We start from the raw sequence: 21,829 nt of genomic DNA, 5'->3' as shown, positions 1-21,829 counted from the left end.
CTCAATTACCTTGTTACCATTTGGGAATAGACCGTCAATATGTGGTGACATCACACTTTATTTTATAACATGCAATGAGTGACTTGAAGGTGATAGAAAAGCATGCCCAGCCTAACGGAGATTCAGGATCTCATAGTTTGATGAGTTCTTTTTCCAATTTTTTTTCACACACTTCATCATTTTCTAAATACACATAGTACGCGTTGCTATCATCATTCATTGCGACTACTTTATGCACCTCCTGATCGTGGAAAAGAATAGCAGCACGGTCGTCACATGCATATCCTGCTTTAAACTGTTTTGATTTTATATACGAATGGTAAAGTGGCCGGCGCGTTTTTTCGGAGTCATAATGCGGACAATGACTTCCTTTTAAGAATCCGAGGCAATCCACTTTTGTAATTTCTCTGGGGCGTGAGTCGGTAGTTCCATGCTCAAACCAGCATAGCGAACCTGCACTGCCACCAGAAAGAATGATTCCTTTCTCCCATGCTTTTCGCAATATCAAATCAACGCCTTGTGCTTTCCAGATCGCCAGCATGTTCAACGTATTTCCGCCAGTCACAAGAATTGCGTCCATGCTTAGCAACACTTCTTCAAATGACTGCTTTTGTTCGTAACTGGAAATAAACATGCGTTGCGCAAAACCATGAATGCCGAGCTGGTAACATTGTTCATACCAATTAACAATAGTGGATGGGTTGTCAGCGACGGCGGTAGGCAGCAAACACATGCGTGGATGAGCTTTTTCCGTTAATGATTTGACATATGGGAGAAACTGTGAAATGGCGCCGGCGCCGTAAATGAAAATTCGCTTCGTAGTCCTATTTTCCATGCGGAAATGTTTTTAAGTGTTGAAGTAAATGCACATCTGTATTTCTGAAAGTCTCATGTTGCACGATTTCAAATTTACTTAAACCAATAAGATTTGGATGACATGGGCAGCTCAATTTGACAGCGGTTTTTGATATCTTAGCCACACATAACCACTTTCTATGAGAACGAAATTACTTTTGAGAATTGCTGTGGCGTGTATAGCAATTCATTTACTGGGTCATCTTGTCGGGCATTTTACATGGAAAGAATCAAACGGAAATGCCTCGCGTGCAGAAGTTGTGCGACAAATGACAGAAAAAGAATTTGATTTTATGGGAGCTACGAGAAGTTTTGGCGATTACTATGAAGGGTACAGTGCCATCTTATTGATTGTGTATCTGACGTTGATCATGCTGTTATTAGCCATATCAAAATTCGCTGAGCATCAACCGCAGACGGCGCGTAATCTCATTGGCCCGATCTCCATGTGTTTAATTGCATTCGGAATTTTGGAATTTGTTTACTTTTTTCCATTTGCTGCAAGCATGAGTACCATTGCAGGATTAGCGACTTTGTTGTCTATGATTGGACTTACACAAAAGCAAAAAAATTGACGATCATACTGCTATAATCGCCAATCTTAAATTTTTTTTTTACTTAATAAGGTCTATCCCAAAAGGCAGGAGGTTCTATTCCTAAAGAACGAAGGTAAACGTACCCTTGTCCGCGATGATGAATTTCATTGTCGATCCAATAAAAAATTATATAGTAGAGAGGTGCTTTATATTGGCCAAAGGCAACATCAATTTCCTGGAATCTATGAGGAGGAATTTGAGGCCACAGCTTGTTAATTTCTTCTGTAGTTTCATCCCAAAGTTTGAGCAATTCTTTTTTCGGGTTTGGGGCGGGACGATTGAAAATCTCGGGAGAGGTTTCCCATTCACCTGATATAACGCCTTGTATGCCTGGGATTGCCATTCCTTGCATTTCCATTGCAAGGGCTGCAAACGGCCTCATTCCACCAATGGAATAACTATACAATTTGTCCTCTGGGAAGGCCTCAATGACCCTGCGTGTTAAAGCCCTATGTTCTTGCCATTGTTTCAGGAGCTGTTCTGAGGAGATGATAATTGTACCCTGCGCAGTTTCTTTTTTGGGTTGAGCCGTTTTTGTTTCCATATGCTGAAGTTTAAAGTTTTTAAAGGTTGATTATGCCTTCAAAGGAACACTGAGCATGTGACAGCAGTATGTCAGCAAGAAAACCCACGTATAAAAAACATAATTTTTTTTTGGGACCTTTTGAAAGTCGAACCATAATAAAAAGCAAAGGGCTGGATTTTCATCCAGCCCTTTCGTTTCCAATCTTCAATCTACATTCTATTTTCCAATCTTAATTTGCCAGTCTTTCTTTTCAATTTTCCCATCGCACCACTGCACAGTGTGCGCATCAATTACGGTGTAGCCAGTACATCTTGGTTTTTTGGCTTCAACAGGTTTTGTAACATTTATGAATGATGTATAACCTATTAAGATCAACATCCACCCTCCGAACATTATAAACTTTTTCATAATTGTTAGTTTAAGTGTGAGTTAACGATTACAATAAGAAATCTCAACTTTTATATCAATTTCTTACATCGAATTTGCAACTCCACATGCTCTGGGATAATGACATAAGTCTCGAATTTAAAAGATTTTTATTGTTGAAGTTGTTCTTGAAGTTAAAAAGCGGCTCAAATCATTTAAAAACGCGCTCTATCTTGAATTTGCTTACACGTGTCAGAGATAAACATCTTGAAAAAAATTTTTATAGCACATGGAAATTTGTCCCGACTTGAGAATTTGTTTTAGAATTGTTCTATATCCAACAAAACTTTGTCTGGACGGAGCGTAACCATTGGATTTATTTTCGGAGAAATATTAACCGGCTTGATTTCAAATCGATGGATAAAGGCGTGCAAAAAAATAACCATTTCTGCCATTGCAAAATTATTTCCAATGCATAGTCGCGGTCCGGATCCAAAGGGGAAATACGCTTTTAACTTTTCTTTCGTTATGTGTTGCTTGTCGAATCTTGAAGGGATAAAAGACTTGGGATTTTCCCAATATTTTTCGTCGCGATGTAGTCCATAATAGAAAACAATGATGATACTTCCCTTTGGGAAAGTAAAGTTTTTATAGGCGTCATCATTCAGGGCAACGCGATCGCTAATCCATGCAGGCGGATAAAGACGCATAGTTTCTTTAACAACGGAATTCAGTGCGTCGTTGGAAACACATTCATCCACGGTAAGATATTTTGAGGCAGCGGCTCTCAACTTTTTTAGTTCATCCGGATGTTCTGCCAGTAAATACAAGGCCCAAGCCAGCGCATTAGCGGTTGTCTCGTGTCCGGCGATAAGTAGAATAAGAATTTCGTCAATAATTTGTGATTCGTGCATAGGCTCACCGTTATCTTCATAACGGGCATCCAGCAGCATATCCAACAGGTCATTGTGTTTTTGGGTGCTTTTTTTTCTTTCTTGAATAATGTTCCTGATGATCTGACGCGCATTGTCCGCTTTCTTCAAATTCCGATTCACTTCACCAGAAAGTTGAAACCACCAGTTTTTATGAGGCTGACGAACTTCTTTGATAACAAACTCCTGAACTTCGCGAATGAATGCGCTCAGTTGTTGTTGATGGTCGAGCGGTACTTTAACATTAAACAAGGAATTAATAACAATTTCAAAAGCAAGTTTATACATTAATGGATAAACATCAATTTGTTTCCCTGTGGGAAAGGTCGCCAGGAAATCAGCAGCTGTTTTTTGTATGATGGAATAAAGTGCATGTATTTTATCAATATGGAATCCGGGTTGAATTAATCGACGCTGTCTCAGCCAATATTCACCATTGGAAGTAAGCAGACCTTTTCCTAAAAACTTCCCGAGTTGATCTGTTTGAATGGGAGATTTGAAATAGTTTTTATGATTAGCTTTGAGCACATGATCGATAAAACCTGGATCTTGTGTCACGATCATTCGTGTCAATCCCAGGTTTACTGCATATGTACCGTTAAACTTCTCCATACTTTCTTCCATAGTACCAATCGGGTTCTTTACCTGTTTATAGGTACGGACAAGCGACTGCAGAAAGGTATAACCCGCTGGCATGGAATAGTTTTTTTTCATTAGCAATTCGTTAGTAGTTTCTTGTCGGTAAAATTGAATTTTGATCTCATTACAAAGCTGGAGCTTTAACGGCTAAACACAAAGCTTCCGCTGTCAAGTTCAAAAAAACAGATCTTATCTAAATACTTCATGAATTACTGCAGATAACCAACTAAGTCTTCTCAAGAAAACTTACTCAAGGCAGTAGCTAATCTTAAGTCAATGACGTGGCCGCCGAGTGCAGTGTTTATTGGAAAGAGATAATTGCCGATTTATTGCTTAAGAATTTTCAGCAGCATATCAGCAATAATTTTATATCCCTTATCTGAAGGATGTAGGCCATCGTAGGTCATGTCGATGGACTCGACAGGGTAGGGGTATTCATCAGACTCTGGATTGAACGGGATATTAAGATATTCCGGGTATGGATAATTTTTATAGACGCCGGTCTGTGGGTCCTTTAATCGTTTAAACTTTACCATATTTTTCAGGGTCATTCCGCTCTTGTTATATAAATCAATTGCCTCAAGCTTTTCGTATTCACTTATGGCGATAACAGCGTCCGCAAACTCGGCAAGAGACTGCCCGTTTTTTTCTTTGTAAGATCCATACGCATTATTTTTCATGTTTGTTATGTAAACAAAATCTCCGCGTTGCATGGGAGTTACCAAAATAATTCGCGCTGTTTTATTTAATTGTCTCAGTTTGTTTACGATTGTGCGGTACGCTCCGAAGAAAGTATTATTCCCAGTTTGATTTTTGTAATCATCAATAGTACCCAATGGTTTTCCCTGCCACCAATCGTTTGTACCCAAAAAAATAGAATAAAGCCCCGCGTCGGGTAGCTCAAGCGTTTCTATTTCTTGTGCAATTCGTACAGCAGTCCAGCCGTTGTAACCTTTATTGATATAATGTATGTCCGGTAAGCTTTCGGATACCCTTGTCATATAGCCTTTGGTAATCCTATGGCCTGTTTCGTCTGGGTGCTCATTCAAATATGTGATGGAATCTCCGATAGCAACCCAAGTGGTTTCTTTGGTTGAGAATGCGAAGAGAACAAAAGTGAGGATGAAGATTCTAAAGAAAAGTTTCATGTCGGTCGTGTTTGAAGTTAAACTGAGGTTAACTAAAAGAATTAAAATAATGTCAGCAGATAGCCAAGAATTGATCCTCCTAAAATAATAAATGCAGTATTAAGATTTTTAAAAACATACGCAACGATAAAACCGATGCATGCAATTAATATGGTTCGCCAGTCAAGCAATGTTGTTTTTCCAATTTCAATGATTACTGCAAGAATAATTGCGACCGAGGCTATATTTACGGCATCAAGAAATGCCGACATTATCCATGAACGACGCAATCTGGGGATCACTGGGTTCAACAAGGCAACAAAAATAAACGAGGGTAAAAAAATTCCAATAGTTGCAGCCAGTGCCCCTTTAACGCCTCCGATTTGCCATCCAATAAAGGTAGCTGATGAGAAAACTGGCCCTGGTGTAAATTGGCCGACAGCAATGGCGTCTACCAATTGTTGTTTAGATAAAAGACCTTGGCTTACGAGGGCGTCGTCAAGAAAAGCAAACAAGACATAGCCACTACCATAAAGGACGGATCCAATTTTTAAAAAGATCCAAAACAGTTTTGCGTTTGAAATATGATTAACAGCGAGGATAATAATAGGCGTGATGCTGTTTGCCCGTTTTGCTTTTTGTTTAATTGTATGAATTAAAATACCTGCAGCACCTGATCCAAAAAGCACGACAATCTCGCTAAAACCTGCAAGGACAAGAATAGCCGCTACTGCTCCAATGATTCCGAGCGCTACGGTCTTCAATGCTTTTTTCCCAAGGCCAATCATTAAAAAAACAATTACAGCGATGATTGCCGGTTTAATGCCGTAGACAAAGGGCTGTACTTCGGGAAGGGTTCCATAATGACGGTACATCCAGGCGAGAACACCTGTAAGTATAGCCGCAGGAAATATAAAACACGCGCCTGCGACGAGCAATCCTGGAAAGCCTGCGCGTTCATGGCCGCAGTGCATGGTCATTTCTGTGGAGTTAGGACCGGGTATTAAATTTGTCGCGCCAACAAGATCCAGGAAATGTTCCTTGGTCATCCATTGCCTTTTGCCGACAACTTCTTTTTCCATCATGGCAATGTGAACCGCCGGTCCACCGAAGGCTGTGCATCCGAGTTTAAAAAAAACTTCGGCAACTTCTAATAATGGACGTGCTTCTTTGACCTTATTCATCTTATGCCGGTATGGCAAAGATATTTTTAATTCCTGCTTGAGCAAGCTTCTTGCGTTTGAAGCGTTATTTTATTTAAATGGGATTTTTTGAAGTTGTATAATGGAGCGTCAAATAAATCGCCACTATTTACTTCCCTAGTACATCGCCCTTACTTCTACCAATATTTCCATCACCTAAACCTTCATCCTCATCTTCATCAGTGCTGCTCGTCTCCAGCGAAATATTTTCGTCGGCATTCCCTGACAGTTCAGTACGCTGCAAATCATCTAAGCTAGATAAGGAAGGTTTTGAATCTTTAATGTCTTCACCCAACTTCTTCATTTTTTCTTTTCTTTTCATAAGGAATCATTCTTTTACTTACTAACAACAAATAAAAAACTTGGTTGAACTTTAACTGATGGGAATAATATGTCGTCGCCCGGGTTTCAAAGGATTATAGTAAAATGAGATTACCACAATGGATAATTCCCTTCATTATTCATCATTTATGTTATGACTTCGAACGTCAACTTTTTTTCCTGCCTCCTGAAAAGCTCGCGATAAAATTCTTATCTTCGGTTACAAATCAAATTTCGCGACTTCGTTCGTTTCCGGGCTTCAATCAGAAGCCACTTCCGGATTCCTCCCACTGTACGATGAATGTAGGTTGACTGTAAGACGAGTGTAGGATAGAAGAAGTTAATGGCCAGTTAACCTGGATCTCGCCTAAAGCTAACAACAAATTTTTCCAAACGATTAGCGGTGGTCGAGTTGTCAAAAGCGTTGTATAGAAAAAATTTAAATATTATGGACGTAAGTCCGACCATAACGAATGATACCGGTGAAGGAGAACAAATCTTGTTATCAGTGATGTCTAACCTGGTAGCTGGGCTATGAATCAAATACCTACTTATTCAACATCGGAAATAATTTTTTCAGCATTTCCTCTGTGGGTCGTGACCCGTACTCACAGATTTCAAAAGCTTCAGCATGTTGGACTTTTGCAGCATGTTCTTTGCCATACCATTTCTCCAAAGCAGTCCGTACTTCTGGAATTATTTTCACGGTCCGATCGGTTGTTAACCAGGGTTCACGTTGAGCAATATCTTTAGGAACTTTATCCAAGTATCCGCCGATCCAAGGCAGCCATTCAAACACTTGGGATTCATGGGCGGCCAGTGCATGAATTTTTTGCGGGAATACCGTTGATATATCAATGGCGATATCAGGTCTGAAAGGATTAGGTCTCTGGAAAAAATCCTGGAAGTATAAAAAGACAGGATTCTTTTTTAAGGGTGGCGTATCGGGCGCTACGTTAGGAACGGCTACCATATACGCCGCATCCTGAACCAGAACACCTGTATACCGATGGTCGGGATGATAATCATTTGGACGAGGCGCGATCACGACATCCGCATTCCACTCGCGAATTTTTCGAATAACCTGGAGTCGGACTTCCAAGGATGGAAGCAACTCGCCATCGTGATTATCCAATACTTCATATTCAACGCCGAATCGTTTGCCTGCTTCTTTTGCTTCTGCAATTCTTCTTTTAGCAAGCATTCCTCCTCCCATGGATTGATGACCGGCATCTCCGTTGGTGACAGAAACAAATTTTACAGCATAGCCTGACTTCGCGAGTAAAATTGCAGTACCCCCGCCATCTTGATCACAATCATCCGGATGCGCTCCAATCATGATGACTCGAACGGGCGGTGTTTGAGAAAAAGCGGTACTGGCAAAGATTGCAAAAAACAAGATCGTCAAAAGTTTTTTCATACGCAGTTGGGGTAGTGGATTGAAAATACAGATTTTACCGGGGAGATCAAAGGGAAACGGAATCAGTTCTAAGGTGTCAATCGGAAAGACTCAGTTTTTCTTAAAGTTAGCCTTGGATATCAATGCCAACAGATAAACGAATGGTTCGACCTATCCTATTTTCTTTTTGGTGTGTTCCTGGTATAAAAACTAAATACAGGAACATCAACTGACAAAAAAAAGCGCACGGAAAACAACGATTCAGATAACTTCAATTCTGTGCCATCTTTTTCAATGCTGCGCAATTGGGGACCATATTGCACGCCTAATCCCCATGAGAGCGGCGTGTTCTTTAGACCGTTTACATAATAAACACCCGGGGCTAAAATATTATTCCAGTTAAATTCCGGAAGGCTTTCCGTATCATCATCGATTAATCTGAACGAAGTAATGGCGCCAATATCCAGAACAGATACAAAGAGAGAGTGTGACCTGCCGGAAATGTACCGCGTCATCCATTTGCCGTTTTTCAATTCATTAAACTCATTTCGGTTTGTAGTAGAGTCTTCCTTAACTTTTGTTTTTTCCTTTACTTCTCCCCAACTAAAGCCTAACCCAACAGGCACAGAAAATCCTAACGTAGGGTTTAAGTTTTTGACATTTACACCAACAGGAACGCCGGATCTAAACTCTAAGCCTGGCGAGATGCCGGGGTATGCGTTGAGACTGATATCAAAAAATGAATTTCGTTTTATTTTATAACTGCCCACCGGTAATGCAGCAATATCTAATGCTTCTTTAACTTGTTGTGAGGTTTCCGCTTGCGCCACATTGGATATGAACAAGCCGTATTTTTTATAGGTTATGAAAAACGATGTCTGAGATAATCCGAGGTCATTAAAAAGCGACAACGTCTCGGTGATAACCAACCCATATTTTTGTTCGCTGGCAAAATCTGAAATGTTGATAACATGCGCTAGTGTAGCAAAAGCACTGGTGAGTTCTGCTTCGGTAAGTACCCCAAAGTCAGTCAGTAAGTTTTTAACCGTAGGCGATATCTTGAGAGACAGTTTAACGATGTCGCCGATTTCTTTATTGCTGTTGGCAAATTGTTTCGTGGCTGAGCGCAGTTCAACTACCGTTCGAACTAACCGCGAAAAAGTTTGAGCATTGTCAACATTTAAAACTGAAAAGGCGGTCTTCCCTTGAATAGTAATTTCATTTAACAAAGATTGTTCTTTTTGAAGCGTGAGACCAGCGAACGCCAACAGTCTTCTTCGATCGAAAAATAACTCATTGATTTTTTCGGGCTCTATTTCACCAATGTTGTTAACCAGGTTCGCAGACAGTATTCCGGCGGTCCGCAAGTATCCGTATACATCTTTATTTAGTTTGTCCTTGTGAGGATACTCTTCGATGGCAAATAGCAGTGCTGTGGGGGATTGTCCTTCCGGGATTTTATTGACCACAAAATCGGCCAGATAGTGAACCAAATAAAATTTTTCATCTGGAGTTTTGATGATACCATCTGCTTTGAATTTTTCGATAAAAGTAAGGCTGTTAGGGGCGAGGTTATCAAGATCGTCCTTAAAGGCTTCTTTTAATGCAGTCATGAATGATTTGTAGTCAAAAACGTTTTCATACTGGAGTAGTGCGGAATACGTTCGCGGCAATAGAATTGAATAATGATATTTGGAATCGTTGATGATGATCGAATCTCTGAATGCCTGGAGATACCGTTGGGTTAACTCCTCTTTAAACCGTTCAGCAATGAAGGTACCGAGGCCATCGGCGACTTTCGTCGCCGGAAAAAGGGTTAAGGCAGTACCAGTTGCAGGGGTTTCAGCCAACGGAATATTTGCGCCATGTGATTTAAAATCATTCCTGGTATCTGCTAAGTACTTCTTAATTTCATCAAGCTTTGATATCAACAAGATTTTAAGAAATGCATTTTCACGAATCGTTTTGGCAATAATGGTTGTATCGGAATGATTGGGAGGAACTCCTGCATAGAAGTTTATGATACGAATGATTTCCTTAATTTCATTTTTGGAAATTTGATTCAAAAGGTATCTGGAGTCCAAGTAAGCATTGCCCAGTGGTTGCAATTCTTCTTCGACTGTGCCCGCGGACGTTGGCCGAGGAGGTTGCGCAAAAATGAAAGCAAACTTGAATAATAAGAAAGACAGTATAAGGTATTTCATTGTCTTAGGAAGATTTACTTAATAAATTTTAGCATCCCACCCTGAAAGAATTTTTTCTAACGACATGGCGTAGGTAAAAAAATCGTTGGAGGCGATGATAATTCCAACGGCATGGTTATCCGGCGTATACAATGCAGCACCCGAATCGCCGGGCTTGGAAATTGAAGCAAGTCTTTCATTAGAAGATATCTTAAGCAGCCCTTTCATGCGAACTGTTTGATTTGCAAATCTGATGGGCTCTTCGACGTCGTCTGCGAATATGTATCCTTTTCCACTGCTGGAAGCACCCTTAAACTGAACGGTCACCCGGTCAATTTGCTTTGACATTTCAAGTGGCTTGCTCAACAACCCGGAAGGTTTGACTTTTTTTGGATCATCAGGTTTTATGAGCGCTATGTCAAATTCTTTGTCCTGATAACCGTACGTCCACGCAGCCACACATTCATCTGTGCTTTCCATACAGAACCGCACACGCCCAGGTGACGCCAATGTTCCTTGCTGCGATTTCGGATCGAAGTTTCCACTCATTAAAACATGGCCGCAGGTCATTAACCAAAGTTCCTGATCCATTTCCAGCGGTATACCGACGCTGCCAATATATTGGACGTTATTCTCATTGAAAAGTTTTCCTGCCACCGACGCGATGCTCACATTAGGGATTATTTTTAGCGGAACGGTCCTTCTTTTTTGATCAGATAACGTGTACGAAAGGACATCCGGTAATCCTTCGACATTGTTATCGGTAATGTTCAGGTATGCAATTTTTGCATTGCGCGATTCAGTATCAATACCTTCATGAATACTCAAAAAATTTGGCAGCTTTTCTAACCAAGCTTTGTTTTGTTCGATAGCAAGTCGCACCAATTGACCCTGAGTAAATTTGAGTTGCTCTTCCAATTCCGAGATAGCCTCAATGTCATAAGTTTCTTTATCATTCAGTTTACGTTTCAGATTCTTAATCTGAAGCAAAGTGTCCAAGACGTCGTGAAAAAATTTTGATCCAAATGCCAAAAAGAAGGCTGTTAAAATAAATCCAATGCTGGCAATGATTCCGGTATCAAAATACTGAGGGTTTAAAGCATACCATGGCTCCGTAACAAACGGGGCTGTATTACCCCAGCCTAGTTCAACAGCGGGCTTTAGGAGGTTAAACAGATTGGCATTGAAACAATATGCCACTAAAAATCCTACGATGAAGCTAAGCGCGGTCACTTCCTTTTCCTGACTTTCCTTGTTAATCTCTTTCGTCACCACCTTTACGTCATCTTTTTTTCTGATATTTTTAAAAATCTCCAAGTGTTTAAAGAGAAAACGCAAAAAGATATTTTTAGAGTCAGCAACTATCGGATCGTTCACTACCAACACCACCAGGAGTCCAGTGTTGAAGGCCAACAATAGTATAATGCTGAACACACTTAGTCGGGGATCATACATCGTGGCTCGAATGATAGGAAAATAAAAGGCACCACAAGCCATGATACCGATCCAACGAAAAGTTCGGGGATAATATCTGACCAATTGTGTGAGTTTTTCCGTTATCATACTTAGAATAAACAACACAATGGTAGCATAGATGAGACTATCCAGAATGTCAGGTGGTGGGCCTGTTTCAGGTTGAATGAAGAGAGGGAGCATTTATATTTTTTTTAACCAATAAATTCAATGTTAATTATTGCCAACCGGATTCAGATCCTATGTCGCGGACAAATATTCAACAAATCTATCTAGCCTACAACTACAGGCTTAGCTGCCGTGGCTCGCATGTCCTTGTATTTTTCCCAATCGAAACATTCTAAAAATTCAATTGCTTTTTGCGCACCCTGGAAAAACAATTTTACACGGTCGTGCTGCGGCATTTCGAAATCAAGCCAGTTGAAATCTTTGTCTGCATCAATCCGGCATATGAGTGCGCGATAATCAGGATTTCGCATGAGAAAATCATAGTCGTGGATTTGCCGCATGGTGCTGATCATAGCACCGCTAAAGCTCATTAGGTTATTAACGTCAACAAAGTTATCCCGGTACGTACTTAAACGAACACCGAACGTCGGGCGGGTTGGTAGCTGCCCGTCGGTTCGGTGGAACACATTGATCGGAAAGTTTGAAAGCATTCCACCGTCAACAAATTTCACCGCTGGCGGAATGGGACCGGTGTAGCTGGCGTGCTCGTCCCATAGTTGTCTGTATGCTTTGCCTTCCGGTGCCAATGGATGTTTTTCATCGTTGGGAATATCCGTTACTTCGTATGGCTCGAAGAAGAAAGGGATTGACATGGAGGCGCGAACCAATTCCGACGGTTTTATTTTATCGGGATTTCGCCAGTAAAGTTCTGCCATTTTTGGAAACTCAACTTTGGTATGGGTGGTAATGTCTGAAGTAATGATTGCAAGCCTAGCCACTGCGTTGCTTATATCCTGACCCCCCACATGCATCAGTCCTTTGGGAATTTTTTTTCGAAGCGCTTTTAAATCACCTACAGTTTTAACATTTGCTTTGTCAAGCTCCTGGGATATCCACTCTGTAAAATTTTTTCCAGGGTTTACACCCAAGCGGGTTTGAACAATGCGTTTTATTTTGAGGAAATTCCATAACAGCATTAGCATTTTGCCACGCTCTTTGCGAACGAATTTTTGAACAAGCCGACGGATAGAAGACTCGCCGTCAACGATGTCGAACAAATTTTTCTGGCTTAAGATTTTCAAAATCGCTTCTGATTTTGCGTCTTGAATTTCGCCTAAGGTTGCCAGCATCATGGTGTTGATCGCTCCTGCAGATGTTCCTGCAAGGCTAAAGAAGCGAATGCCTGCATTCTCCAGCACATACGTATACCCAACCAGTCCAATACCTAAAACGCCGCCACCTTCCTGGACCAGATCAACATATTGAAAACCCGCGGCATCTTCGACGTCGGAGAACCGCTTGTTTTTCAAAGCAGCGATACGGTTGGGGATGTCTGAATTTTTTACGACATCGAGAAATTCTTTCATGACCTGTTTGTTTTATTAGTTATTCATGTTAATAAAAATGGGAAGATGATTGTGCTGCGATCATTTAAAATATCACAAAAAGCCCATCCTAACATTCGCCGTCGAATGCTTTAGGATGGGCTCTGTCTTAAATGTAGGAAAGCTGGTTATGCGGTGAAAGAAATTCCCAAACTTTTATCAGGGAGAAACAAAAAAAGTGACGTCCTCAGCATATGGTGCTTACTCGGAGATCCAGGATGATCGGGTGAATTTTTGGATCGACTGTCATCATAATGCAAAAATATTCCGTGTTGATATCGTTTTATTGATTCAACTCAATCGTTTGCTAAAAAAAACATGTTTATCACCAGGATACTATTTCATTATTTGGGTAATTATTTCGGTAGAACAACGTTAATTTGTGGTCTTGGATCAAGTTATAGTGTTTAAAAACGTAAGAATGAAGGCTGCACTTTTGTTTACCGGATTAGTTTTTTTGTCGTCCGTTATGGTCATGGCACAAGCGCCTAACCAATCCGAAAACTTAGTCCAATATGATCCATTGTTCTGGAAAGAAAAGTTGAAATTGGACGACGAACAATGTCAGAAAATCAAGGAGATAAACGGCGAGTATTATCAAAGTCTGTTTACTGCTTATCAGAAAGAAAAGCATGACCATGAAGCATTACGGTCAATGGCTAACAAAAGCTTAATTCAGCGCAACCAGGAAATCTGGGAAACATTTCATCCAAAACAACGCAAGCGCTGGAAGCGGATGTGGGAAACACAGGAATCCACTAACGAATCATAAAAAGCCAAGCATATTCTTCCTAGTTTATCGTCTGACGTTGGTGAATAGTTAATAGGAACTGTATTGTCAATTCTGTGTGCCCACAATTCAAGAATACTCAGATTCACTTGAATAAAGCGCTGTGTCCTTCTTTTTTAGTTTGATTGGCGGTGTGCATAAATAGGAGGAGGCATTGCCGCTAAAAACTATCGGCAAGGAAATTGTTCTGTATCTTCGATCAAAGATTTTTTCTATGAGACTCAGGCGAATTTTTTTATTCACGATCGTTGTACTAGGTATTACAACAAGTGCAACAGGGCAAATTACTTTTAAGAAATTGAAAAAAGCGTTAGACGAAGGGTCGTTATCAACGGAAGAGGTGGCCCAGGGTTTAAAGGAAGCATTAACAAACGGTGTCTCTAAAGGATCAGACCTTGTATCTCAAGTAGATGGCTATTTTAAGAATCCTGAAATAAAAATTCCTTTTCCTCCGGAAGTAAAACAGGTTGAATCACGCCTTCGGCAAATTGGATTGGGAAGTGAGGTGGACAAGTTTGTGTTAACATTAAACCGTGGTGCGGAGGATGCTGCAAAAGAGGCAAAACCAATTTTTGTTGAGGCCGTGCGCCAAATGACTATTCAAGATGCATGGTCTATTTTAAAAGGTGAACAAGATGCAGCGACCCAATATTTGAAAAAATCAACATCAGCCTTATTGAAAGAAAAATTCAAGCCCATCATTCAGAATTCTTTGAACAAGGTAAATGCTACAAAATATTATGGCGATCTAGTCAACTCCTACAATAGAATTCCAATGGTTCAAAAAGTTAATCCAGATTTAGATGAATATGCTACTGACAGGGCAATCGAAGGGTTGTTTGTTATGATAGCGAAAGAAGAAAAAAATATTCGTGAAAATCCTCTGGCAAGAACCAGCGAGTTGTTGAAGAAAGTTTTTGGATCGCAACAGTAATCTACTCCAATTTCCTAGTCAAAAAAGGATCTGATTAAAACGCAATCGTAGACGTTTTAATGCTCGCGTGATGTGGTATTCAACTGCCTTTCCTGATAAATGCAGTTGCCCGGCGATCTCGTCATTCGTATATCGGTCAAATCTACTTAAACGGAAAATCCTTTTTGTAGTATCAGGCAGTCTTTCGATTTCGTGATTAATCAATTCTAACGTTTCTGCATATTCTACCTCTTGTTCGGTAGTATCCGCTTCTTCACATACTTGCAGTGAAATCTGTTTACAAAGTTTTTCCTGGCAAGCGATCTTATCAAACTGATCGTAGATTTTATTTTTTACAGATCTAAACAGATAAGCTTCTAAGTCTACAATTTCATTAAAGCTATCGCGCTTCAGCCATAGATTAACAAATACGTCCTGAATAACTTCCTGAGCCATCGTTTTGTCCCGAAAATAATTATAGGCAACACTGTAGAGCCTGCTCCAGAGTGAATTGTATATCCTCTCGAAGTCTTTTTCGGTCATAAATGAATTTTACACCCAGTTTAAGGAAAGTTGAAATTAGGAAAAGAAAATTTAGAAAAAAAAGATTGCAATCGATTTAGGGGTAACACCCTTCACATCCTTCATACATTATACCAAGTCCTATGTACCTATGAATAAAAGTGAACTGGCCCTATTAATCCAAAAGTTCCGGTCGGGAAAAGCGACCAGATCCGAAAAAAAAATACTGGAGGAATACTGGGAAACTGCCAAAACAGATCTTACGCCAATTGAAAACATGCCATTGTCGGAGCGCATTGCTTTAAAGGACGAAACGTTTCATTCGATCAGGCAACAATTAGGGTTTGAAAATGATTCTAAAGTAAAAAAGCAGATCGCTTTCAACCGTACTTTGTATAAAGTAGCCGCAACATTACTGATACTGATATCAGTTGCAGCTGCTTTATATCTGAACAATTTGCCCGCACACAACATCGAAACAGCGGCAAATGTAGTCAACGAGATTAAGACAAAATTTGGTGAACGAATTACTGTCACCCTGCCCGACGAGTCTACCGTAATATTGAATGGAAACTCGAAAATTCGGTATGCACAAAATTGGTCGGAAAACGAGGTTCGCGAAGTGTGGATTGATGGCGAAGGTTTTTTTGCTGTGCAGCATACCAAGAATCACCAGAAATTTATTGTTCATACCCGCGAAGGCCTAAATGTGGAGGTCCTTGGAACCAAGTTCAACGTGAAAACGAGAGAGTACGGTTCAGAAGTTCTTTTGACGGAAGGCAAAGTAAAATTAGACGTGGATAACAAGTCGGCATCGTCGGTATACCTTAATCCGGGTGAGCTCGCCACCATGAACAAAAGAACGCTTTCAAAACGGGTAGTTAAAGACACACAATATACATCCTGGGTGAAAAGTAAATTGGTCTTTGATAAGACCCCGTTGGAAGAATTAGGTCGAATTCTTCACGACACTTACGGCTTGAATGTTTCATTTCAAGATGATGAATTAAAACAGCGCCAGCTCTCCGGTGAGATATCATCTGCAACAGCTGATGATATTCTATTTGCAATTGCTGAAACCTTCAATATTAAAGTCACAAAAATTGACGAAGGCTCCGTAATATTTTCTTCAAAATAAATTTAACCCAATTAACCCAATAAATTATGCGTAAACACTACAGAGAAAACCATAACCTTTTATGGTGCTGCCTGTGGATGGTGCTTTGCTCCATTCCGGGATTGACGACTGCACAGGAGAAGGTTTATGCGAATGCACAACAACTTAATCCCCAAGGAAAAGCGGAGGAGTATCGTCCACTCGTTGAAGTATTGAATGAAATTAAAGATCACTACAATGTTTCTTTTTTATACGAGCCAGTAACGCTGGAGGATAAAAAAGTTAAGACTCCAATTAATTTTAGAGGAAAGGTGGAGAACACCCTGAGTCGCTTACTTGAGCCAGAGGGCTTAACTTTCAAGCGAATTAATGATAAAACTTTTTCGATTTTGCATCAGGCAGATACGAAGACCACAAACAATGCTGGGCCGGGAGCGGGCCTTGAAACAATAATTGCAGAACCTGGTTCCATAAGGGAAGTTGAGGTATTTCAAGCCTATCGGCAACCCGTTGATATTTTGGTTTCCGGTGCTATTACTGATGAAAATGATAACCCCATTCCTGGCGTAAACGTTTTGGTAAAAGCAACAACAATAGGTACAACCTCTGACGCACAAGGTCGGTATTCATTAAACGTACCCGACGAAAACGCAGTTTTGGTAATCAGCTTTATTGGTTACACCACTCAAGAAATAACTGTCGGTAGCCAGACCACGATTAATGTGAAGTTAGCACCGGATGTACAGCAGTTGGGCGAAGTGGTTGTTGTGGGGTACGGTACGCAAAAGAGAACTTCAGTCACTGGCGCTATCTCTTCAGTATCTTCTGAAGACATCAGTATACAGCCAGTCACAAACATAGGGCAGGCATTGCAGGGACGCGTAGCGGGCGTTACGGTAATTAACAATGGTGCTCCTGGTGCAGCACCATTGGTGCGCGTTCGTGGAGTTGGAACTGTGAATAATGCAAATCCATTGTATGTAATTGATGGATTTCCCACGAGCGATTTGAACAGCATTAACCCTAAAGACATCGAATCCCTTGAGGTATTGAAGGATGCGAGTGCAGCAGCTATTTATGGCTCGCGCGCTTCCAATGGCGTAATCCTGATCACTACGAAAAAAGGCTCGGCAAAAAAGTTAAGTGTTAACGTGGAAAGCTATTACGGTGTAGAGCAGGCATGGAGGAAATTAGATCTTTTAAATAATGAGCAGTACGTTGATTATGCAAAAGAGTTAATGACTAACGCAGATATTTATACCTCAGAGACTACCAATCCATCAATCGTGATTGGCTCAAGTATTCCAGGAAGAATTTCAGGTGGTGGTTTAAATCAGCCAATACACTCAGAAACCACTCAGACATTTGCACAAACTAATACTGATTGGCAAGACGCGATGTTCAGAAAAGGCGCGATCCAACAGCATAAAGCGGAATTAATGGGAGGAACCGATAAATCTAGAATGTTCGCCTCTGTTGGGTATTTTGAACAAGAGGGTATTATGAAAGGTACAGGCTACCAGCGTGGCGATGCTCGGTTTAATTCTGATCATAACATAAGTGATCGAATCACCTTTGGTCAAAATTTTTATGTTGCGTATGATGAGCGTTTAGTAGAGCAGAACGCAGGTGGCAGAACGCAACTTCAGCATATCATCCGCAGTTCTCCATATTTCCCGATTTATAATCCCGATAATTACGGTGGATTCTTTGGTGCTCAAAGCGTGGATGGTTCTGATCCTGAAAACCCAGTTCGCGTGGCCGAGATGGATAAGCAAAATCAGCAACGTCTTAAATTCTTGAGTAATGCATATGTAGATGTTAAGATCTTTGACTTTTTAAACTATCGATTCCAAGGCGGTGTAGATTATGTAGACTATACACAACATACACATACGCCCGCCTATAACACAGGCCCTGGAGGATATTCTAATAGGGGGGTAGCAGGACTTAATATTAACCGCCAAAACTTCGTTTCAACGATCTTGACGAATCAATTGACTTTTAACAAAACGTTTGGAAAGCATACAGTTAATGCTACCGTCGTTGCCGAACAACAAACTTTTAATTTTAGTCAGGTTACCGGTCTGGGAAATAACGAACAGTCGAACGATATAAAAGAACCAGTTGCATTAGCAAACGTTGCCTTTAATGGCAACAGAAGCAAAAGTGCACTTATTTCTTATGTAGGTCGCGTTAATTATGATTATGAAAATAAGTATCTAATCGGAGCGTCAATCCGGCGCGATGGTTCTTCACGTTTTGCTACCAATAACCGTTGGGGTACTTTCCCTGCCGTTTCTGTAGGATGGCGGTTGAGTGAAGAAGGCTTCATGAAGAACAGTTCAACCATTAGTGAATTTAAACTACGTGGAAGTTATGGGCTTACCGGAAACTTTTTAACGCCCGGGGTATACGACTACATACCCGCTTTGTCCGGGAATCAAATTTACCAATTCGACCAAACAAGTTCGGTCGGAACCTCTGGTTACACAATTCGTGCGTTGGCGAATCCAAATCTTAAGTGGGAAACAAGCCACATGACTAACGTTGGTATAGATCTCGGTTTCCTTAATAATAAAATCACGTTTACTGCTGAATATTTTAATACACGCACAAAAGATATGATTCTGCCTCAACCCATTCCGTTATCCTATGGATATGATACTCCTCCCACTACAAATGTTGGAGAAGTCGAGAATAAAGGGTTCGAGTTGCAGCTTGGATATAACAAGTCGGAAGGTGATTTCACTTATAATATCTCAGGAAACATATCATTTGTTAGAAATGAAGTATTGGATTTAGGCGCCGAAGGCACCACGATTTCAAGCGGCGATTGGTATAATGACAATCTGACGCAAACCAAAGTTGGCGAACCCATAGGGTTTTTCAACGGCTATCGTGTAGACAGAATCATGCAAGAAGGGGAGACATCAACAATGCAGCCAACGGCGAGACCAGGCGACATCCTGTTTTCTGACATCAATGGCGATGGTCAATTGAACGCAAGTGATAAAGAGAACATTGGACACTTTCTACCCGATTTTTCATATGGTGTAAATCTGTCAGCAAATTATAAGGGCTTCGATGCAAGTGTATTCCTTCAAGGCGTTTCTGGAAATGAAATTTACAGCGTGGTAAAATATGAGTTGGAAGGCATGAGCCGGCTGTTTAATTCCGGCACTGCCGTTTTAAATCGCTGGACACCTGAGAACACAAATACCAACGTTCCTCGCGCTGTATCGGGTGATCCAAATCGTAACGGTCGGGCATCTGATCGATTTATAGAAGACGGGTCTTACTTCCGCATCAAGAATTTAACAATAGGCTATAGCGTGCCATCAAGCATTTTCTCGTCCCTTACTAACAATACTTTGACAAGGCTGAGAATATATATGACGACGCAAAATCTCTTGACACTTACGAAGTATAAAAGTGGTTACGATCCAGAAATAGGTAACAGGAATGATATTTCTGTGTCGAATAATCCCAATGCGCCCCTGACCCAGACACTTACTCAAGGGATTGACTTTGGACAATTTCCTCAATCGAGAAGTATCGTGTTTGGCATTCAGGTTGGATTTTAATAATTAACTAGAATAAATTTTGAATCCACATTCAATAAAAAAGATGATGAAAAGAAAATTAATACTTACCGCAATCGGGATGTTTGCCATTTGCTTTTCCTGTAAGGAAGACGTTTTGGACCAACAAAATCCCAATGAATTTTTACCTGAGACCTATTACAAGAACGATGTGCAAATTGTATCAGCTGTAAACGCTGTATATAGCAGTTTACAAAGTATAGATCTTTTCTGCCGGGAGTATTTCTTCGTCCATGATCTTAGATCAGACGATATGGCCGCTGGCGGAGGACAATTAGAAACCCCTCGGGCTCAATTACTAGCAGGTAATCACGATCCTTCAAATTCGTTACTCACATCCGTTTGGAGAGGATGGTACAGACTTATTCATCAGGCAAACCAGGTAATCGAAAAGGTTCCAGGTGCCGAATTCCCTGCTACCGAGGCGATGAAGACACGTGTACTCGGTGAAGCGAAATTTTTACGGGCTATGGCTTACTTTGATTTAGTTGTGTTGTTCGGAGGAGTTCCACTCATGGAAACCTATGCTACAGATATCGGTCAGGACAAAGGCCGGGCATCAGTCGATGAAGTGTATGCATTATTAATTTCTGATTTAGAAACTGCGATTGCAAGTCTTCCAACAAAGTCTGGTTATGACGCTGCAAACACTGGAAGGGCTAATAAGCAAGCCGCTCAAGCATTGTTGGCCAGAGCCCATATGCAACGCGGAGATTATGACCTTGCTAAACCGTTGCTTGAGGCTATCGTTACCTCGGGTGAATTCAACGATTGGAAACAGGTTCCTTACGTTGAAAATTTTCGTGAAGAGTTGGAATTCAATGAAGAGTCCCTTTTCGAAGTTGCTTTCTCGTATGATTTCGGAGGAGCAAGTTGGGATGGATCTGGTCAGGGCACGCAAACAGAACTTACTTTTAGAGGACAAGAGTATGGTCCCACGGCATGGAGAAACGTGATACCTTCAATATCCTTGTTGGATGAATATGAGGACAACGATCCTAGATACGTCGATGCATTTTATCAAATCGGTGATAAATACAATAATGGAGCAAACACCATCACCGATATGCAAGGTGCCAGTCCTAAAATCAGCTGGAAGAAATATCAGAGAATTTACAAAGCACCTACTGAAGATCAGCGTTCAGGCATTAACATGCGTGTCATTCGTTATGCTGAGGTTTTGTTAAATCTAGCAGAATGCGAAAATGCGCTAGGTAATGACTCTGAAGCAATTGATCTTTTGAACGAGGTTAGATCGAGAGAAGGTGTTGAAATGCCGCCTTACCCAACCGCAAATTATCCTGTAAACAGCCCGGCAGAAGTTTTCAGAGCGATCGTGCACGAAAGAAGAGTAGAACTGGCAGGTGAACAAATCAGAGACAGAGATCTCGTGAGATGGAGAAACCTAGGCAAGTTAACTTACGAGCCGATCTCTTATTATGCACCAAAGCATGCTTTAGTTCCTATTCCGCAACAGGAAATTGATAACAACGCAGCGCTCTCTCAGGCAGATCAGAATCCTGGGTTCTAAAAACTTTTTGAAAAGATGTAAAAAGAAAAAGGAGTGGGGCAACCTCTCCTTTTTCTTTTTCATTTCCTTCCGTAATTATTTTCACGTATTTAGTGTTTCGTAAGCCTCCAACAGATTCATTTTTCACATTATGCTTCAATATTTTACGAAGGCGTTTATTCCTTGCGTATTTGCAATAT

Annotated in this window: 18 protein-coding genes; 6 read left to right on the top strand and 12 right to left on the bottom strand. The window is 40.8% G+C overall.

Going from position 1 to position 21,829, the window contains the following annotated elements; translation table 11 throughout:
* Positions 1 to 130: 130 nt before the first annotated feature.
* The gene (locus P2W71_RS02750; RefSeq protein WP_276366713.1) at positions 131 to 835 is read right to left on the bottom strand and encodes a peptidase E; all 705 of its coding nucleotides are present in this window, start codon (positions 833 to 835) and stop codon (positions 131 to 133) included.
* A 160-nt stretch (positions 836 to 995) separates the two neighbouring features.
* Between P2W71_RS02750 and P2W71_RS02745 the strand changes: the two genes are divergently transcribed.
* Positions 996 to 1,430, top strand: coding sequence for a hypothetical protein (locus tag P2W71_RS02745; RefSeq protein ID WP_276366710.1), 435 nt, complete (start codon positions 996 to 998; stop codon positions 1,428 to 1,430).
* Positions 1,431 to 1,473: 43 nt separating this feature from the next.
* On the opposite strand, the gene P2W71_RS02740 is transcribed toward P2W71_RS02745, so the two are convergent.
* The 10 genes from P2W71_RS02740 to P2W71_RS02695 all read right to left on the bottom strand — a co-directional run bounded on the left by P2W71_RS02740 (position 1,474) and on the right by P2W71_RS02695 (position 13,154).
* Entirely contained in the window at positions 1,474 to 1,995 is a 522-nt protein-coding gene (locus P2W71_RS02740; protein ID WP_276366708.1) for a DinB family protein, read from the bottom strand.
* A gap of 198 nt (positions 1,996 to 2,193) precedes the next feature.
* A complete protein-coding gene (locus P2W71_RS02735) occupies positions 2,194 to 2,385 on the bottom strand; it encodes a hypothetical protein (protein ID WP_276366705.1) in 192 nt (63 codons plus the stop codon).
* A gap of 278 nt (positions 2,386 to 2,663) precedes the next feature.
* Positions 2,664 to 3,989 (bottom strand): cytochrome P450, encoded by a 1,326-nt coding sequence (locus P2W71_RS02730; RefSeq protein WP_276366702.1) that lies wholly within the window; start codon positions 3,987 to 3,989, stop codon positions 2,664 to 2,666.
* A gap of 251 nt (positions 3,990 to 4,240) precedes the next feature.
* Positions 4,241 to 5,062, bottom strand: coding sequence for an SGNH/GDSL hydrolase family protein (locus P2W71_RS02725; protein ID WP_276366700.1), 822 nt, complete (start codon positions 5,060 to 5,062; stop codon positions 4,241 to 4,243).
* Between the two features lie 41 nt (positions 5,063 to 5,103).
* Positions 5,104 to 6,225 (bottom strand): chromate efflux transporter, encoded by a 1,122-nt coding sequence (chrA, locus tag P2W71_RS02720; RefSeq protein ID WP_276366697.1) that lies wholly within the window; start codon positions 6,223 to 6,225, stop codon positions 5,104 to 5,106.
* 127 nt (positions 6,226 to 6,352) lie between these two features.
* Positions 6,353 to 6,565 carry a hypothetical protein gene (locus P2W71_RS02715; RefSeq protein ID WP_276366694.1) on the bottom strand — a complete coding sequence of 71 codons (213 nt, stop codon included), beginning with the start codon at positions 6,563 to 6,565 and terminating at the stop codon, positions 6,353 to 6,355.
* A gap of 546 nt (positions 6,566 to 7,111) precedes the next feature.
* Complete coding sequence (locus P2W71_RS02710; RefSeq protein WP_276366692.1) at positions 7,112 to 7,984, bottom strand: PIG-L family deacetylase; 873 nt, start codon at positions 7,982 to 7,984, stop codon at positions 7,112 to 7,114.
* A 155-nt stretch (positions 7,985 to 8,139) separates the two neighbouring features.
* Positions 8,140 to 10,167, bottom strand: coding sequence for a hypothetical protein (locus P2W71_RS02705; RefSeq protein WP_276366690.1), 2,028 nt, complete (start codon positions 10,165 to 10,167; stop codon positions 8,140 to 8,142).
* An 18-nt stretch (positions 10,168 to 10,185) separates the two neighbouring features.
* On the bottom strand, positions 10,186 to 11,802 hold the full coding sequence (locus P2W71_RS02700; protein ID WP_276366686.1) for a hypothetical protein: 1,617 nt from the start codon (positions 11,800 to 11,802) through the stop codon (positions 10,186 to 10,188).
* An 89-nt stretch (positions 11,803 to 11,891) separates the two neighbouring features.
* Entirely contained in the window at positions 11,892 to 13,154 is a 1,263-nt protein-coding gene (locus P2W71_RS02695; RefSeq protein ID WP_276366682.1) for a patatin-like phospholipase family protein, read from the bottom strand.
* A gap of 439 nt (positions 13,155 to 13,593) precedes the next feature.
* Here P2W71_RS02695 and P2W71_RS02690 point away from each other — a divergent pair, with 439 nt between their 5' ends.
* Together P2W71_RS02690 and P2W71_RS02685 are read left to right on the top strand one after the other, a co-directional pair.
* Positions 13,594 to 13,944 carry a hypothetical protein gene (locus P2W71_RS02690; RefSeq protein ID WP_276366680.1) on the top strand — a complete coding sequence of 117 codons (351 nt, stop codon included), beginning with the start codon at positions 13,594 to 13,596 and terminating at the stop codon, positions 13,942 to 13,944.
* A 232-nt stretch (positions 13,945 to 14,176) separates the two neighbouring features.
* Positions 14,177 to 14,896, top strand: coding sequence for a DUF4197 domain-containing protein (locus P2W71_RS02685; RefSeq protein WP_276366677.1), 720 nt, complete (start codon positions 14,177 to 14,179; stop codon positions 14,894 to 14,896).
* A gap of 18 nt (positions 14,897 to 14,914) precedes the next feature.
* On the opposite strand, the gene P2W71_RS02680 is transcribed toward P2W71_RS02685, so the two are convergent.
* A complete protein-coding gene (locus tag P2W71_RS02680) occupies positions 14,915 to 15,418 on the bottom strand; it encodes an RNA polymerase sigma-70 factor (RefSeq protein WP_276366675.1) in 504 nt (167 codons plus the stop codon).
* A 130-nt stretch (positions 15,419 to 15,548) separates the two neighbouring features.
* Here P2W71_RS02680 and P2W71_RS02675 point away from each other — a divergent pair, with 130 nt between their 5' ends.
* Genes P2W71_RS02675 through P2W71_RS02665 form a run of 3 tightly spaced genes read left to right on the top strand, consistent with a single transcriptional unit; the run spans position 15,549 to position 21,650 of the window.
* Positions 15,549 to 16,535 (top strand): FecR domain-containing protein, encoded by a 987-nt coding sequence (locus P2W71_RS02675; RefSeq protein ID WP_276366672.1) that lies wholly within the window; start codon positions 15,549 to 15,551, stop codon positions 16,533 to 16,535.
* A 26-nt stretch (positions 16,536 to 16,561) separates the two neighbouring features.
* Complete coding sequence (locus P2W71_RS02670; protein WP_276366669.1) at positions 16,562 to 20,101, top strand: TonB-dependent receptor; 3,540 nt, start codon at positions 16,562 to 16,564, stop codon at positions 20,099 to 20,101.
* Positions 20,102 to 20,144: 43 nt separating this feature from the next.
* Positions 20,145 to 21,650: a RagB/SusD family nutrient uptake outer membrane protein gene (locus tag P2W71_RS02665; protein ID WP_276366666.1), complete on the top strand. Its 1,506-nt coding sequence runs from the start codon at positions 20,145 to 20,147 to the stop codon at positions 21,648 to 21,650.
* The last annotated feature ends 179 nt before the right edge of the window (positions 21,651 to 21,829 follow it).

Origin of the sequence: Chryseolinea sp. H1M3-3 (genome assembly GCF_029360725.1) — a bacterium.
GTDB lineage: Bacteria > Bacteroidota > Bacteroidia > Cytophagales > Cyclobacteriaceae > Chryseolinea.
The sequence above is the reverse complement of the archived record's forward strand: the minus strand, read 5'-3'. Positions and strand labels throughout refer to the sequence as shown.

Bases quoted from the DNA above. Each gene is read 5' to 3' on its own strand.
- P2W71_RS02680 (WP_276366675.1), bottom strand. From the start codon at position 15,418: ATGACCGAAAAAGACTTCGAGAGGATATACAATTCACTCTGGAGCAGG.
- P2W71_RS02740 (WP_276366708.1), bottom strand. From the start codon at position 1,995: ATGGAAACAAAAACGGCTCAACCCAAAAAAGAAACTGCGCAGGGTACA.
- chrA (WP_276366697.1), bottom strand. From the start codon at position 6,225: ATGAATAAGGTCAAAGAAGCACGTCCATTATTAGAAGTTGCCGAAGTT.
- P2W71_RS02670 (WP_276366669.1), top strand. From the start codon at position 16,562: ATGCGTAAACACTACAGAGAAAACCATAACCTTTTATGGTGCTGCCTG.
- P2W71_RS02685 (WP_276366677.1), top strand. From the start codon at position 14,177: ATGAGACTCAGGCGAATTTTTTTATTCACGATCGTTGTACTAGGTATT.
- P2W71_RS02735 (WP_276366705.1), bottom strand. From the start codon at position 2,385: ATGAAAAAGTTTATAATGTTCGGAGGGTGGATGTTGATCTTAATAGGT.
- P2W71_RS02700 (WP_276366686.1), bottom strand. From the start codon at position 11,802: ATGCTCCCTCTCTTCATTCAACCTGAAACAGGCCCACCACCTGACATT.
- P2W71_RS02665 (WP_276366666.1), top strand. From the start codon at position 20,145: ATGATGAAAAGAAAATTAATACTTACCGCAATCGGGATGTTTGCCATT.
- P2W71_RS02710 (WP_276366692.1), bottom strand. From the start codon at position 7,984: ATGAAAAAACTTTTGACGATCTTGTTTTTTGCAATCTTTGCCAGTACC.
- P2W71_RS02695 (WP_276366682.1), bottom strand. From the start codon at position 13,154: ATGAAAGAATTTCTCGATGTCGTAAAAAATTCAGACATCCCCAACCGT.
- P2W71_RS02690 (WP_276366680.1), top strand. From the start codon at position 13,594: ATGAAGGCTGCACTTTTGTTTACCGGATTAGTTTTTTTGTCGTCCGTT.
- P2W71_RS02715 (WP_276366694.1), bottom strand. From the start codon at position 6,565: ATGAAAAGAAAAGAAAAAATGAAGAAGTTGGGTGAAGACATTAAAGAT.
- P2W71_RS02730 (WP_276366702.1), bottom strand. From the start codon at position 3,989: ATGAAAAAAAACTATTCCATGCCAGCGGGTTATACCTTTCTGCAGTCG.
- P2W71_RS02745 (WP_276366710.1), top strand. From the start codon at position 996: ATGAGAACGAAATTACTTTTGAGAATTGCTGTGGCGTGTATAGCAATT.
- P2W71_RS02675 (WP_276366672.1), top strand. From the start codon at position 15,549: ATGAATAAAAGTGAACTGGCCCTATTAATCCAAAAGTTCCGGTCGGGA.
- P2W71_RS02725 (WP_276366700.1), bottom strand. From the start codon at position 5,062: ATGAAACTTTTCTTTAGAATCTTCATCCTCACTTTTGTTCTCTTCGCA.
- P2W71_RS02750 (WP_276366713.1), bottom strand. From the start codon at position 835: ATGGAAAATAGGACTACGAAGCGAATTTTCATTTACGGCGCCGGCGCC.
- P2W71_RS02705 (WP_276366690.1), bottom strand. From the start codon at position 10,167: ATGAAATACCTTATACTGTCTTTCTTATTATTCAAGTTTGCTTTCATT.